12 protein-coding genes are annotated in these 14593 nt (G+C 71.6%); 10 read left to right on the top strand and 2 right to left on the bottom strand.

Annotation, left to right across the window (positions count from 1 at the left end):
- The first annotated feature begins 129 nt into the window (after positions 1 to 129).
- The 5 genes from ABZS71_RS15950 to ABZS71_RS15930 all read left to right on the top strand — a co-directional run bounded on the left by ABZS71_RS15950 (position 130) and on the right by ABZS71_RS15930 (position 5939).
- Positions 130 to 801 carry a DUF5819 family protein gene (locus tag ABZS71_RS15950; protein WP_356210523.1) on the top strand — a complete coding sequence of 224 codons (672 nt, stop codon included), beginning with the start codon at positions 130 to 132 and terminating at the stop codon, positions 799 to 801.
- Positions 798 to 2102 carry an HTTM domain-containing protein gene (locus ABZS71_RS15945; RefSeq protein ID WP_356210520.1) on the top strand — a complete coding sequence of 435 codons (1305 nt, stop codon included), beginning with the start codon at positions 798 to 800 and terminating at the stop codon, positions 2100 to 2102. Before ABZS71_RS15950 ends, ABZS71_RS15945 begins: the two co-directional genes overlap by 4 nt.
- A gap of 135 nt (positions 2103 to 2237) precedes the next feature.
- The gene (locus tag ABZS71_RS15940) at positions 2238 to 2669 is read left to right on the top strand and encodes a hypothetical protein (RefSeq protein WP_356210517.1); all 432 of its coding nucleotides are present in this window, start codon (positions 2238 to 2240) and stop codon (positions 2667 to 2669) included.
- A gap of 84 nt (positions 2670 to 2753) precedes the next feature.
- Complete coding sequence (gene fxsT, locus ABZS71_RS15935) at positions 2754 to 5078, top strand: FxSxx-COOH system tetratricopeptide repeat protein (RefSeq protein WP_356210514.1); 2325 nt, start codon at positions 2754 to 2756, stop codon at positions 5076 to 5078.
- Positions 5079 to 5165: 87 nt separating this feature from the next.
- Positions 5166 to 5939, top strand: coding sequence for an RNA methyltransferase (locus ABZS71_RS15930; RefSeq protein ID WP_355858202.1), 774 nt, complete (start codon positions 5166 to 5168; stop codon positions 5937 to 5939).
- Positions 5940 to 5991: 52 nt separating this feature from the next.
- Here the strand turns inward: ABZS71_RS15930 and paaN are convergent, their stop codons facing one another.
- The gene (gene paaN, locus ABZS71_RS15925; RefSeq protein ID WP_356210511.1) at positions 5992 to 7713 is read right to left on the bottom strand and encodes a phenylacetic acid degradation protein PaaN; all 1722 of its coding nucleotides are present in this window, start codon (positions 7711 to 7713) and stop codon (positions 5992 to 5994) included.
- A 130-nt stretch (positions 7714 to 7843) separates the two neighbouring features.
- Between paaN and ABZS71_RS15920 the strand changes: the two genes are divergently transcribed.
- Both ABZS71_RS15920 and ABZS71_RS15915 read left to right on the top strand, forming a co-directional pair.
- Positions 7844 to 9400: a 3-hydroxyacyl-CoA dehydrogenase gene (locus ABZS71_RS15920; RefSeq protein WP_356210508.1), complete on the top strand. Its 1557-nt coding sequence runs from the start codon at positions 7844 to 7846 to the stop codon at positions 9398 to 9400.
- Positions 9397 to 10002, top strand: coding sequence for a TetR/AcrR family transcriptional regulator (locus ABZS71_RS15915; protein ID WP_355858211.1), 606 nt, complete (start codon positions 9397 to 9399; stop codon positions 10000 to 10002). The genes ABZS71_RS15920 and ABZS71_RS15915 overlap by 4 nt, the downstream gene beginning before the upstream one ends.
- Before the next feature lie 25 nt (positions 10003 to 10027).
- Here ABZS71_RS15915 and ABZS71_RS15910 read toward each other — a convergent pair whose 3' ends face one another.
- On the bottom strand, positions 10028 to 10516 hold the full coding sequence (locus ABZS71_RS15910; protein WP_356210505.1) for an Lrp/AsnC family transcriptional regulator: 489 nt from the start codon (positions 10514 to 10516) through the stop codon (positions 10028 to 10030).
- A 183-nt stretch (positions 10517 to 10699) separates the two neighbouring features.
- On the opposite strand from ABZS71_RS15910, the gene pdhA reads away from it, so the two are divergent.
- From pdhA to ABZS71_RS15895, 3 genes are read left to right on the top strand one after another with little or no spacing between them, the layout of a single operon-like run.
- The gene (pdhA, locus tag ABZS71_RS15905; RefSeq protein WP_356210502.1) at positions 10700 to 11860 is read left to right on the top strand and encodes a pyruvate dehydrogenase (acetyl-transferring) E1 component subunit alpha; all 1161 of its coding nucleotides are present in this window, start codon (positions 10700 to 10702) and stop codon (positions 11858 to 11860) included.
- A gap of 9 nt (positions 11861 to 11869) precedes the next feature.
- Positions 11870 to 12931, top strand: a complete 1062-nt coding sequence (locus tag ABZS71_RS15900) for an alpha-ketoacid dehydrogenase subunit beta (protein ID WP_356210497.1) — start codon at positions 11870 to 11872, stop codon at positions 12929 to 12931.
- Positions 12931 to 14253 carry a dihydrolipoamide acetyltransferase family protein gene (locus tag ABZS71_RS15895; protein ID WP_355858223.1) on the top strand — a complete coding sequence of 441 codons (1323 nt, stop codon included), beginning with the start codon at positions 12931 to 12933 and terminating at the stop codon, positions 14251 to 14253. Before ABZS71_RS15900 ends, ABZS71_RS15895 begins: the two co-directional genes overlap by 1 nt.
- Positions 14254 to 14593: the final 340 nt, after the last annotated feature.

Here is a 14593-nt window from a genome sequence, read left to right as displayed (position 1 = left end):
GCCTGTGGATAACGCTGAGGACGCTGTGCCGGGTGGTTCCCATGGGTACCGTTCCGGGCGTAGGGCCGCGGGGGCGCGCAGCCGCCCTGGTGTGCGCGAGGACCGGGACCATCGGGAGCGGGGCGGGGTATGGCGCAGACGGAGCCGGCCGACGAGGCGGCGGGACGGGTCGCCGCGCTCTCGCTGCCGTCACAGCTGATCGTCGCGGTGGGGATCGCGGCCGTCGCGGTCGCCGCGGCCCTTCACCTCGCGATGGCCTTTCTGAACGTCGCGCCGCCCAACACCCTCAGCGAGCGGCACGGCGCGGCGATCGACGACTACGTCTATCCCGAGTTCGAGCGGAACTGGAAGCTCTTCGCCCCCAATCCGCTCCAGCAGAACGTCGCGGTACAGGCACGCGCCGAGATCCGTACACCCGAGGGCGGCACCGCGACCACCGGCTGGAGAAACCTCTCCGCACAGGACGGGGCGGCCATCCACCACAATCTGCTGCCCAGCCACACCCAGCAGAACGAACTGCGCCGCGCCTGGGAGTTCTACGTCAGCTCGCATGACGCACAGGAGCGGCCGAACGGGATGCGCGGCAACCTCTCCGAGCAGTACATCCGCCGGATCGTGATGCTCCGCTTCGGCCGGGACGAGGACGGCGGGGCTGTGGAGCGAATACAGGTACGGTCCGCGACCACACCGCTGGCCGCGCCGCCCTGGGGTGAGGAGAAGACCGACACCACGACGGTCTACCGGAACCTGCCGTGGTGGACGGTGACCTCCGACGACCTCCCGGAGGCGGAGCGCCGGTGACCCTCTCCGCCCGCCTCCGGACCGCCGTGACCCGTGGCCACGCCCGCGTCACCGGCTCCGCGCTCGGCCTCTACCAGAGCGCCGTGGTGCGCATCGGCTTCTCCTTCACCTGGCTGCTCTTCCTGGTGCGCGAATGGCCCCACCGCCGGGAGCTGTACGGCCCCGACGGCCCCTGGAACTGGGACATGGCCGACCGGCTGATCGACGGCAACCACGCCTTCAGCGCGCTCATGTGGTCCGACAGCGTCGTGTGGTTCGAGATCGTCTACACCCTCGCCCTCGTCTCCAGCGCGCTGCTGCTGCTCGGCTGGCGCACCCGCACCATGTCGGTGCTGTTCATGCTCGGGGTGCTGTCCCTGCAGAACCGCAGCATCTTCGTGGGGGACGGCGGCGACAACCTCGTCCATCTGATGGCGCTCTACCTGGTGCTGACCCGGTGCGGGCAGGTGTGGTCCCTGGACGCCCGGCGGGCGGCGCGCCACGCGGCCCGCGCGGACCAGGAGAGCGCCGCCCGGCCGGACCAGGAGGGCCAGGAGGACCGGGGCCAGGAGGACCGGGGCCCGGAGGAGCCGCCGCGGGATACGGCCGGGATCGTGCTGTGGGCCGTCACCGGATCCGCCCTGCTCTGGGCGCAGCTGTTCACCGGCGCCCGGCTCTTCTGGACGGCCGACGGCCCCCTCCCCGGGCTGGGCTGGGCCACGGTCCTGTGGGGGCTGTGGCTCGTCCAGGCCGGCTGGTGGCTCGTACGGCGCTACGCACCGGGGGAGCCGCGCACCGTCATGGAGGTGCTCGCCCATCTGGCACACAACGGCGCACTGTTGGTGATCATGGCCGAGGCCTGTCTGCTCTACGCCTCGGCCGGCTGGTACAAGGTGCAGGGCTCGCGCTGGCAGGACGGCACCGCGCTCTACTACCCGCTGCATCTGGACTACTTCTCGCCCTGGCCCGGCCTCGCCTCGGCCATGGCCGCCAGCGGCACGCTGGTCATGGTGCTGACCTACGGCACGGTCATCGTGCAGGTCGCCTTCCCCTTCACCCTGCTGAACCGGCGGGTGAAGAACGCGATGCTCGTCCTGCTGATGCTGGAGCACCTCGGCATCGCCGTGATGCTGGGGCTGCCCTTCTTCTCGCTCGCCGCGATCGCGGCCGACTCGGTGTTCCTGCCGAGCAACTTCCTGCGCTGGGCCGGTGCGCGGGTGGGCCGGGCCCGTGACCGGGTGGCGGCGCGCGCCGTCCGGCTGCCGGGCCGGCGGGAGCGGGAGAGCGGCGAGGAGCCTCCGGCCCGTACTCTCATCGGCTGAGCGGCGAGACCCGCCCCCAGGATCCGGCCCAGTACGACCAGGGTCATGCCGCCGTCCGTTGGCTACGCTGGGTTGTCCGTCATGCCGCCGTGTACCGGGATGCCAGCGGCTTGTGACACTCAGGGGGATGCCGCCATGTCCGTAGACGTGGTCCAGCTCGCGCAGGATCTCGCTCCGTACGCCACCACAGCCATCACCGCCTACGGAACCGCGGTACTGGCCCGCGTCGAGAGCGACGCCGCCGATGCCACCGTCTCGTTCGGACAACGCATCCTGCGACGCCTCACCGGTCGCGACACTCCCGGCACCGAGACGACGGCCGAACAGGAAGCCCTCGCCGGCACCGTCTGCGATCTGGCCGACGCTCCCGATGACGCCGACCTGGCCGCGGTGCTCCGAGTGCAGGTCCGCCGCCTGCTGACGGCGCACCCGGGTATCGCTGCTGACATCGCCGGATGGGCGCGACCCGCCGCGCCAACCACGGTCACCATCACCACGTCAGGGGAGAGGTCACCGGCCGTCCAGAACAACTACGGCACCATCAGCACCGGCGACTCCACCATCTGAGGCCGCAGCATGACCGAAGCCTTTCCGCGAAGCGCGTCGCCGCAGACGCCTGGGCCCGCCACATCGGGAGCCCGGTCACCAGCTGTGGGAACCAATCACGGCTCCATCTTCACCGGTGACACAACTGTCCAGGCTCCCTTGATCCTGCCGCCGCCGGCCGACGTGTCCGGCCCCCGGGGGCTGCACAACCTGCCACGGCCCGCCAGCCACCGGTTCGTCGGTCGTGAGGCGGAGATGGCCACCGTGGAGCAGGCTCTACGGCCCCGGCATGCGCGGGCCGCCGCGCACGTCGTCACGCAGGCGATGTCCGGGCTCGGCGGAGTCGGGAAGTCCACCCTGGCTCTGCACTTCGCCCACCACCACCGCACCGGCTACGCCGCGGTCTGGTGGATCAACGCCGAGACACCCGAGACCATCACCGATTCTCTGGCCCAGCTCACCGCTCGGCTCAACCCCGGTCTCCATACCGGCGCCACTACCGGCGCGGCCCTGGCCGAATGGGCCCTGGCCTGGCTGGACACCCACCCCGGATGGCTCCTGATCTTCGACAACGCCACCCACCCCGACCACCTCGCCCCGTACCTCGCCAGACTCAGCGGCGGCGACCACCTCATCACCAGCCGCCTCACCCACGGCTGGGACCAACTGGCCGCCCAGCCCCTGCACCTGGAGGTCCTCACCCCCTCAGCCGCCACCAGCCTGCTGCACCAACTTGCCGGGCGGGAGGACCCTGAGGAGTACTCGGCCGCCGAGGAACTGACCGACGAACTTGGCCACCTTCCCCTGGCTCTTGAACAAGCAGGCGCATACATCCGCCGCACCCGGACCACCTACACCGGATACCTCCAGCGCTTCCGCGCCCAAGCAGCCCGGATGCTCAACACCCCCGGCAACGGCGACCCCCACAGCACCACCATCGCCCGCACCTGGCGCGTCACCCTCGACACCATCGCCGAACGCGACCCACTGGCCATCCACCTGCTACGCGTCATGGCCTGGTTCGCTCCCCACGACATACCCCGCGACCTCCTCAGCGGCACGACCGACGAGGAAGACGCGGACGCCGATGCCCTCGCCCTCCTCAATGACTTCAGCATGATCACCCTTACGGAGAGCACCGCCGCCACCCACCGCCTGGTCCAGGCCGTCGCCCGGACCCCTGATCCTGACGACCCCCACCGCACCGAACAGGCCATCAGCGAAGCCAAATCCACCGCGGAAGGCTTGATCCGCGACGCGCTCCCCCACACCCCGACGACCCACATCACCGAATGGCCCGGCTGGCGAGCCCTGCTCCCTCACATCGACGCCTACCTCACCCACACCCACCCCGACACAGACACCGTCGACACCGAGTTCATCCTGTACAACGCGTCACGATTCCTGCTCAGCCAGGGCCGGCTCCCCCAAGCCACCCGGTACGCACACCGCTCGGCCACCACATCAACACGCCTCTGCGGCGGGGACCACCCCAGCACCCTGGCCTCCCGCGACAACCTTGCGGGCGCCTACGAGTCGGCGGGGGATCTGGGCCGGGCCATCCCGATGCGCGAGCGGAACCTCACCGACAGCACTCGGATCCTCGGCGGGGACCACCCCAGCACCCTGGCCGCCCGTAACAACCTTGCGGGGGCCTACCGGGCGGTGGGGGATCTGGGCCGGGCCATCCCGATCTACGAGCGGAACCTGACCGACAGCGCCCGGGTCCTCGGCGAGGACCACCCCGACACCCTGACCTTCCGCAACAGTCTCGCGGGCGCCTACCGGGCGGCGGGGGACCTGGACCGGGCCATCCCGATCTACGAGCGGAACCTCACCGACCGGCAGCGGATCCTCGGCGAGGACCACCCCAGCACCCTGATCGCCCGTAACAACCTTGCGGGCGCCTACCGGGCGGTGGGAGATCTGGGCCGGGCCATCCCGATCTACGAGCGGAACCTCACCGACTACGTCCGGGTCCTCGGCGACGATCATCCCAACACCCTGACCTCCCGTAACAACCTTGCGCGCGCCTACGAGTCGGTGGGGGATCTGGGCCGGGCCATCCCGATGTTCGAGCGGAACCTCACCGACCGGCAGCGGATCCTCGGCGACGACCACCCTGACACCCTGACCTCCCGCAACAGTCTCGCGGGCGCCTACCGGGCGGCCGGGAACCTGGACCGCGCCATCCCGATCTACGAGCGGAACCTCACCGACCGGCAGCGGATCCTCGGCGACGATCATCCCGACACCCTGATCTCCCGTAACAACCTTGCGCGCGCCTACGAGTCGGTGGGGGATCTGGACCGGGCCATCCCGATGTTCGAGCAGAACCTCACCCACAGCATCCGGGTCCTCGGCGACGACCACCCCACGACTCACATCGCGCGGAGCAACGCGCAGCAGGCGCGTTCCACTCCGCGCTGACAACGACTCTTGCTGTGACCGGCCGGGCTGCCCGCGTCAGCGGATGACGAAACACCTGGTCGCGGCCCTGGCCCGTACCCTGTGGGCATGAGCGACGACGAGGCCATGAAGGCCGTACGGCAGTGGCGCGCGACCGCCCCTGAGACCGTCCTGCTCGACGGCTTCCACGCGCTGAAGCATGCCCTTCGATTCGGTGCGGACGTGCGTGTTGCCGTCACGAGCGACAAGGCCGCCGTCACGGCTCTCGCGGCCGAGCTGGCCGACGACCTGACCGACGTGATCACGGATCTGGTCGTTGAGGTGCCAGAGCAGACCTTTCGTGGTCTCGTTCTCCGAGTGCATCCCACAGGGATCGCCGCTCTGGCGGTCAGGCGTAGTAGTCAGGCGAATCTGGACGACCTGTCCGGCCGGCCCCGGTCGGCACCGGTCGTCGTCCTGGACAACCCCCGCAACCTCGGGAACGTCGGGGCCGTCGTCCGGCTTGCTGCCGGATTCGGAGCCGCGGGTGTGGTCACGACCGGTGATATCGACCCGTGGCACCCGAATGCCGTGCGCTCGGGTGCGGGTCTTCACTTCGCCACCGCGGTCGAACGGCTACCGGTCGACGCCCTTCCACCCGGCCCGCTGTATGCCCTGGACCCGGAGGGGGAGGACATCCGGTCTGTGGCCATCCCCGATGACGCGTTGCTCGCGTTCGGCTCGGAGCGGCATGGCATCTCGCCGGAGCTGCGGAAGCAGGCCACCAGGCTGGTGGCACTTCCCATGCGACCCCAGGTGTCCAGCTACAACCTGGCTACCAGCGTGGCCATGGCCCTGTTCCACTGGGCAGGAACCGCCCCGGTCCCGCCGAGCACGCGGTAGACGCGCCCACGCGGCGGTCGACTGACCCGCCGCGCGGGCGCGGCCCCCGCGGTTACGCCGGGCGCCGGACCTCGATCATCCGGAACCGGCTCGCCACGAACGCGCCGTCACACAGCGCCGCGTTGGCCGACGGATTGCCGCCCGAGCCATGGAAGTCCGAGAAGGCCGCGGTCTGGTTCACATACACCCCGCCGGTCAGATTGAGCGACAGCTGGGCGCACTCCTCCAGACACGCCTCCTCGATCAGACGCTCCACCTCCGGCGACGTGGTGTACGCGCCGACCGTCATCGCGCCCTTGTCCCGGGTGGTCCGGCGCAGCAGCCCGACCGCGTCCGCCGTCGAGCCGACGGCGACGGCGAAGGACACCGGGCCGAAGCACTCGGCGAGATAGGGGGCGTCCGCGTCGGCCGCCTCCCCGAACTTCCGGGCCCCGTCCGCCTTCACGATCAGCGGGGTGCGGACCGTGGCGCCCGGGAAGTCGGGGTGGGTGACCGCGCGGGAGGCGAGGGCGACCCCGCCGAGCCCCGGCGCGGCCTCCAGCCGCTCCTGGACCCGCGGGCCCACGATGGCGCCCAGCAGCGCGCCCGCCCGCACATCGTCGCCGAGCAGCCCGTCGACCGCCGCCGCCAGATCGGCCACCACCTCGTCGTACGACTTGGGCCCGGCGTCCGTGGCGATGCCTTCACGGGGGATCAGCAGATTCTGCGGGGTGGTGCACATCTGGCCGCTGTACAGGGACAGGGAGAAGGCCAGATTGGCCAGCATGCCCTGGTAGTCGTCCGTGGAGTCGATCACGACCGTATTGACCCCGGCCTTCTCCGTGAAGACCTGGGCCTGGCGGGCGTGGGTCTCCAGCCAGTCGCCGAAGGCGGTCGAGCCCGTGTAGTCGATCAGGCGGATCTCGGGGCGCACGGCGAGGACCTTGGCGATCCCCTCGTCCGGCCGCTCGGCGGCGAGCGCCACCAGATTGGGGTCGAAGCCCGCCTCCCCGAGCACCTCCCGCGCCACCTGGACGGTCAGCGCGAGCGGCAGCACGGCCTGCGGATGCGGCTTGACCAGCACCGGATTGCCGGTGGCGAGCGAGGCGAAGAGACCCGGGTACCCGTTCCAGGTCGGGAAGGTGTTGCAGCCGATCAGCAGGGCGATACCGCGCGGGACGGCCGTGAACGTCTTGCGCAGCCGCAGCGGATCGCGCTTGCCCTGCGGCTTGGACCAGTCCGCGGCGTCCGGCGTGCGGGTCTGCTCGGCGAACGCATACGCCACCGCCTCCAGGCCGCGGTCCTGTGCGTGCGGGCCGCCCGCCTGGAAGGCCATCATGTACGCCTGCCCGCTCGTGTGCATCACGGCCTGGGCGAACTCGTGCGAGCGGGCGCCGATTCGGGCCAGAATCTCCAGGCACACCATGGCCCGCGCCTCGGGCCCGGCATCCCGCCAGGCGGGCAATCCCGCCCGCATCGCCGGGAGGAGCACCTCGATATCCGGGTGCGGATACTCCATGCCCATCTCGATGCCGTACGGCGAGACCTCGGAGCCCGTCCAGCCGTCCGTGCCCGGCTGGTCCAGGTCGATGCGCTTGCCGCGCAGCGCCTCGAACGCGGCCTGGCCCTCGGCGACGCCGAGGCTGGCGCGCCCGCCCCGCTCCTCGCCGCCGTACGCCTTCGGGTGCTCCGGGTGCGGGGACCAGTACGCCCGGGTACGGATAGCCTCCAGGGCCTGGTCGAGGGTGGGGCGGTGCGTCTCGGTCAATTGCGCTGTGGTGAGTGCGGTGGTCACGACTGACCAACTCCTCGTCGAGCTGGGGCTGGGCTGGGAAGGGTGACAGAGTTAGATTAACCGAACGATCGGTCGGGACAAGAGGGCCTGGCAGAACCTGTGGACAACTTCGTCCGAGAGGATGAGCGGCATGACTGAGATCGACCGGGGTACGGCGCGCACCAGCACCGTCGCCGTCATCGGCACCGGCACCATGGGCCGGGGAATCGCCCAGGTGGCGCTGGTCGCCGGCCACCCCGTGCGGCTCTATGACGCCGCGCCCGGCCGGGCCGCCCGGGCCGTGGACGCCATCGCCGCCCGCCTCGACCGGCTGGTCGGCAAGGGCAGTCTCCCGGCCGCGGACCGTGACGCGGCTCTCGGCCGGCTCGCGCCGGTCGCCGGGCTCACCGACCTGGCCGACGCGGATCTGGCCATCGAGGCGATCCTTGAGGAGATCGGCGCGAAACAACAGCTGTTCACTGCCCTCGAATCCGTCGTCTCCGACCGCTGTCTGCTCGCCACCAACACCTCCTCCCTCTCCGTGACGGCCGTCGCGGGCGCCCTGCGCCACCCCGGCCGCCTCGTCGGTCTGCACTTCTTCAACCCCGCGCCGCTGCTGCCGCTGGTCGAGGTCGTCCGGGGCGCCGCCACGGACGAGGCCGCCGCCGACCGTGCGTACGACACCGTCGCCGCCTGGGGGAAGACCCCGGTGCGCTGCGCCGACACCCCTGGATTCATCGTCAACCGCCTCGCCCGCCCCTTCTACGCCGAAGCCTTCCGGATCCAAGAGGAGGGCGGCGCCGACCCGGCCACCATCGATGCCGTGCTGCGCGAGTCCGGCGGGTTCAGGATGGGCCCCTTCGAGCTGACCGACCTGATCGGCCAGGACGTCAATGAGGCCGTCACCCGCTCCGTCTGGGAAGCGCTGTTCCACGATCCGAAATTCACCCCGTCCCTCGCCCAGCGGCAGCTCGTCGCCTCCGGACGGCACGGGCGCAAGGCGGGCCACGGCTGGTTCGACTACGCAGAGGGCGCCGAGCGCCCCGCACCGCACACCGCCGAGCCTCACGAGGCCCCCGAGAAGGTCGCCCTCCACGGTCATCTGGGGCCCGCCGACGAGCTTGCCGAGCTCATCGCGGAGGCGGGCATCACGGTGATCCGCGAACCCGTCGAAGCGCCGGGGGCGGCGGCGACAGGGCACGCCGCGGGATACCTCGCCCTCCCGGACGGCACCCGGCTGTCCCTGACCGACGGTTCGCCCGCCGGCACGGACCCCTTCGCCGGCTGTATCCGCTTCGATCTGGCGCTGGACTACCGGACCGCCGCCCGCGTCGCCCTCGCGCCGTCCGAGGCCGCCTCCCCGGAGTCCGTACGGTCCGCGATCGGTCTGTTCCAGGCGCTCGGGAAGCGGGTCAGCGTCGTCCAGGACCTCCCGGGCATGATCGTGGCCCGCACCGTCGCGATGCTCGTGGACTTCGCCGAGGACGCCGCCGCCCGGGGCGTGGCAAGCCCGGAGGACATCGACACCGCCATGCGCTCCGGGGTGAACTACCCGCGCGGACCGCTGCACTGGGGACGCGAACTCGGCGCCCCCTGGGTGCGCGACACCCTGCGGAACCTCCATGAGGCCTGGCCGACCGGCCGCTACGCACCGTCCCAGGCCCTGATGCGGCGTGCCGCCGCCGAGGAAAGGCTGCTCTCACCATGACCATGGCCAAGCGCGACACCTATACGCCCGAATCGCTGCTCGCGGTTGCCGTCGAGGTGTTCAACGAGCGCGGCTACGACGGCACGTCCATGGAGCATCTCTCCCACGCCGCCGGCATCTCCAAGTCGTCCATCTACCACCATGTGAAGGGCAAGGAAGAGCTGCTCCGGCTGGCTCTGAGCCGCGCCCTGGACGAGTTGTTCGGCATCCTCCAGGAGCCGGCCGCGAGCGGCGGCCGGGCCGTCGAACGGCTGGAGTACGTGGCCCGGCGGACCGTCGAAGTGCTGATGGCGGAGCTGCCCTACGTCACCTTGCTGCTGCGCGTCCGGGGCAACACGGACACCGAGCGGTGGGCCATGGAGCGGCGGCGGGAGTTCGACCACGAGGTCGCCGAACTGCTCAAGCAGGCGGCAGCCGACGGCGACCTGCGCGCCGATGTGGACGCCCGGCTGGCCACCCGGCTGCTCTTCGGCATGATCAATTCCATTGCGGAGTGGTACCGGCCGGGCCGCGGCGGGTCCGTGACCTCCGGCGAGGTGGCCGACGCCGTGGTGCGGACGGCCTTCGCGGGCCTGCGCCCGCAGGGCGGGGACACCCCGTAGGGCTCCCCGCCCGCGCCGGACCCGGCTATCGCTCCGTATCGAGCTCCGTCTCCTCGAAGACCAGCAGCGTCCGGGTGCTCAGCACCTCCGGTATGGCCTGGATCCGGGTGAGGACCAGCTCGCGCAGCGAGCGGTTGTCCGCGGTGTGCACCAGCAGCAGCACATCGAAATCTCCGCTGACCAGGGCGATGTGGGCCGCCCCGGGAAGCTCTTTGAGCTGGTCGCGCACGGTGCGCCAGGAGTTCTGGACGATCTTCAGCGTGATGTACGCGGACGCCCCCTGCCCGGCCCGCTCCTGGTCCACCCGGGCGCTGAAGCCGCGGATCACACCGTCGTCGATGAGGCGGTTGATCCGGGCGTAGGCGTTGGCCCGCGAAACATGTACCTGGTCGGCTACGGAGCGTATGGAGGCGCGGCCGTCCGTCTGGAGCAGACGCAGGATGTCGCGGTCGATGGAGTCCAGCTCACGCGCGGGGAGTCTGCCGTCCGGATTGGCCATCTGTTCGCCCTGCATACCGCTACGCCTCCCCTTGGTGGACGACCTGTCTTCATCTCATGTTGTGCAGAACCGTTTGTCCACAGGCTTGGGTCTCCTGTAGCCAAAATGCGTTAGCGACCGAACAATCGGTAGGGAGAGGGGGCGCCACACGGCGCGCCCCGCACCCTTCCAGCTGTCTGCCCGCCTGGAGGTCGCGTCATGACGGTCCTTGAGCAGCCCGGTGGCTACCGGCCCGCTCCCCCGCCCGCCTGGCATCCCCGAGCCGACGCGGCGCCGCTGCTGCCCGGCGCGGAACCGTACCGCCTGCTGGGCACCGCGGCTGCCGCCGACATCTCGCCCGATCTGCTGACCCGGCTCCACCGCGAGCTGGTGCGCGGCCGTCGCTACAACACGCAGGCCACCGCCCTCACCCGGCAGGGCCGGCTGGCCGTCTACCCCTCCTCCACCGGGCAGGAGGCCTGCCAGGTCGCCGCCGGTCTGGTGCTCCAGGACCGGGACTGGCTGTTCCCCAGCTACCGCGACACCCTGGCCGCCGTCGTCCGCGGGCTCGACCCCGTCCAGGCCCTCACCCTGCTGCGCGGCGACTGGCACTCGGGATACGACCCCCACACCCACCGCGTCGCCCCCCTGTGCACCCCGCTCGCCACCCAGCTGCCGCACGCCGTCGGCCTCGCCCACGCCGCGCGTCTCAAGGGTGACGACGTCGTCGCCCTCGCCCTCGTCGGCGACGGCGGCACCAGCGAGGGCGACTTCCATGAGGCGCTCAACTTCGCCGCCGTCCTGAACGCCCCGGTCGTCTTCCTGGTCCAGAACAACGGCTTCGCGATCTCCGTCCCCCTCGCCAAGCAGACCGCCGCTCCCTCCCTCGCCCATAAGGCGGTCGGCTACGGCATGCCCGGCCGCCTCGTCGACGGCAATGACGCGCCCGCCGTGCACCAGGTCCTCGACGAGGCCGTGGGCCGGGCCCGCGCCGGCGGCGGCCCCACGCTCGTCGAGGCCGTCACCTACCGCATCGACGCCCACACCAACGCCGACGACGCCACCCGCTACCGCTCCGAGTCCGAGGTCGAGGCGTGGCGGGCCCACGACCCCATCGCGCTCCTGGAGGAGGCCATGCGGGAGCGCCATCTGCTCGACGACACGGACGTCCGGGCCGCGCGCGAATCCGCCGAGCGGCTCGCCGCCGATCTGCGCGACCGTATGAACCAGGACCCGGTCGTCGACCCCATGGAGCTCTTCGAGCACGTCTACGCCGACAAGACCAGCCAACTGCGTGAGCAGGCGGCCCTGTTGCGCGCGGAGCTCGAGGCCGAGGCCGAGGCCGGCTCCGGCGGGGCCGGCCGCGGTGAGTCCGACTAAGGGGAAATGATGACCACCGCCACAGCCGCCGGGACCGGCACCGCCCGTAAGCCCGCCACCATGGCCCAGGCCCTTGGCCGGGCGCTGCACGACGCCATGGCCGCCGATCCGTCCGTCCACGTCCTCGGCGAGGACGTCGGCACCCTCGGCGGCGTCTTCCGGATCACCGACGGGCTCGCCAAGAAGTTCGGCGATGACCGCTGCACGGATACGCCCCTCGCGGAGGCGGGCATCCTCGGCTCCGCCGTCGGCATGGCCATGTACGGGCTGCGGCCCGTCGTCGAGATGCAGTTCGACGCCTTCGCCTACCCGTCCTTCGAGCAGCTCATCAGCCATGTCTCGCGCATGCGCAACCGCACGCGCGGCGCGATGCCGCTGCCCATCACCGTGCGGGTGCCGTTCGGGGGCGGCATCGGCGGGGTCGAGCACCACAGCGACTCCTCCGAGATCTACTACATGGCCACCCCCGGCCTCCATGTCGTCGCCCCCGCGACCGTCGCCGACGCGTACGGGCTGCTGCGCGCCGCCATAGCCTCCGACGACCCCGTCGTCTTCCTCGAACCCAAGAGGCTCTACTGGTCCAAGGCCGACTGGTCGGCCGACCGGCCGGAGGAGGTCCCGCCCATCGGGCGTGCGGTCGTACGGCGGTCCGCCGGGGGCGGTTCCGGCGGCCGGACTGCCAGCCTCATCTCGTACGGGCCCTCCGTGCCCGTCTGCCTCGAAGCCGCCGAGGCCGCGCGGGCCGACGGCTGGGACCTCGAGGTCGTCGATCTGCGCTCGCTCGTCCCCTTCGACGACGACACGGTGTGCGCCTCCGTGCGCCGGACCGGCCGCGCGGTCGTGGTCCACGAGGCCACCGGCTTCGGCGGGCCCGGCGGGGAGATCGCCGCCCGGCTCACGGAGCGCTGCTTCCACCATCTGGAGGCGCCGGTGCTGCGGGTCGCCGGGTTCGACATCCCGTATCCGCCGCCCATGCTCGAGCGGCACCATCTGCCCGGTGTGGACCGGGTGCTGGACGCCGTCGCCCGGCTCCAGTGGGAGTCGGAGTGGACCGAGGGGAGCGCGGTCTGATGGCTGTCGTGCGGGAGTTCACACTGCCCGATCTGGGTGAGGGGCTCACCGGGGCCGAGATCGTCCGGTGGCTCGTCGAGGTCGGCGATATCGTCGCCGTCGACCAGCCGGTGGTGGAGGTCGAGACCGCCAAGGCGATGGTGGATGTGCCCTGCCCGTACGGCGGAGTGGTCACGGCCCGCTTTGGCGAGGAGGGTACGGAGCTGCCGGTGGGGGCGCCGCTGATCACGGTGGCCCTGTCGGAGGAGGCCGGCTCGTCCGAGGGGGGTGGGGCTTCCGACTCCGGGGCGGCGGTCTCCTCCGCCTCCTCCCCCGACGGCGCGTCCGGGAATGTGCTGGTCGGCTATGGGACGACGGCCCCAGCCGCGCGGCGTCGGCGCGTTCGTTCTTCGCCGTCCCGTGCGGTGGCCGAGCCCCCCGCCGGGCCCCTTCCTGTCATCTCGCCCCTGGTACGGCGGCTGGCCCGGGAGCATGGCCTCGATCTGCGCGAGCTGAGGGGATCCGGGCCCGAGGGGCTGATCCTGCGGGCGGATGTCGAGCGTGCGGTGGGGGCCGGGGGGCCCGCGCGTGCGGGCACCGTTGCCGCGCCTGTCATTGCGGCGGGCTCCCCTGGGGGCGTGAGCGGTGCGGCGCGCGAGGAGCGGGTTCCGCTGCGTGGGGTGCGGGGCGTCGTCGCCGACAAGCTCGCGCGCAGCCGCCGGGAGATCCCCGACGCGACGTGCTGGGTGGACGCAGACGCGACCGAACTGCTCGCCGCCCGCGCGGCGATGAACGCCGCCGGTGGCCCCAAGGTGTCCCTGCTCGCCCTGCTGGCCCGCATCTGCACGGCGGCGCTCGCGCGTTACCCCGAGCTCAACTCCACGGTCGACATGGACAGTCGCGAGATCGTCCGGCTCGCCGATGTCCATCTGGGGTTCGCGGCGCAGACGGAGCGGGGGCTGGTCGTGCCGGTGGTGCGCGATGCGCATGCCCGTAGCGCTGAGGGGCTCTCCGAGGAGATGGCGCGGCTGACCGAGGCCGCCCGGACGGGGACGCTCGCGCCCGCGGAGCTGACCGGGGGCACGTTCACCTTGAACAACTACGGGGTCTTCGGGGTCGACGGCTCGACCCCGATCATCAACCACCCCGAGGCGGCCATGCTCGGGGTCGGCCGGATCGCCGCGAAGCCGTGGGTGTACGAGGGGGAGCTGGCGGTGCGGCAGGTGGTGCAGCTGTCGTTCACGTTCGACCACCGGGTGTGCGACGGGGGGACGGCTGGGGGGTTCTTGCGGTATGTGGCCGACTGCGTGGAGCGGCCGGCGGTGTTGTTGCGGGGGCTGTAGCGCGGGGGGTGGGGCGCGGGGGGTGCGTTTCGGGTGCGGATGCGTTTCGGGTGCGTTGCGGGTGGGGGTGCGGGTGCGTCGGGGGTGCGTTTGGGGTGTGGGTGCGGTGGGGGTGCGGGTGGGTGCGTTTGGGGTGCGGGTGCGGGTGCGGGTGCGTCGGGGGTGCGGGTGGGTGCGTCGGCGGTGCGTTTGGGGTGCGGGTGCGGGTGGGTGTGTCGGGGGTGCGTTTGGGGTGTGGGTGCGGTGGGGGTGCGGGTGGGTGCGCCGGGGGTGCGTTTGGGGTGTGGGTGCGGGGCCTCCGGGGCGGGGGGCCTGGACCGTATATTTACGGCGCCGGTGC

It is taken from the genome of Streptomyces sp. NPDC005393, assembly GCF_040606675.1.
Taxonomy (GTDB): Bacteria; Actinomycetota; Actinomycetes; order Streptomycetales; family Streptomycetaceae; genus Streptomyces.
The sequence above is the reverse complement of the archived record's forward strand: the minus strand, read 5'-3'. Positions and strand labels throughout refer to the sequence as shown.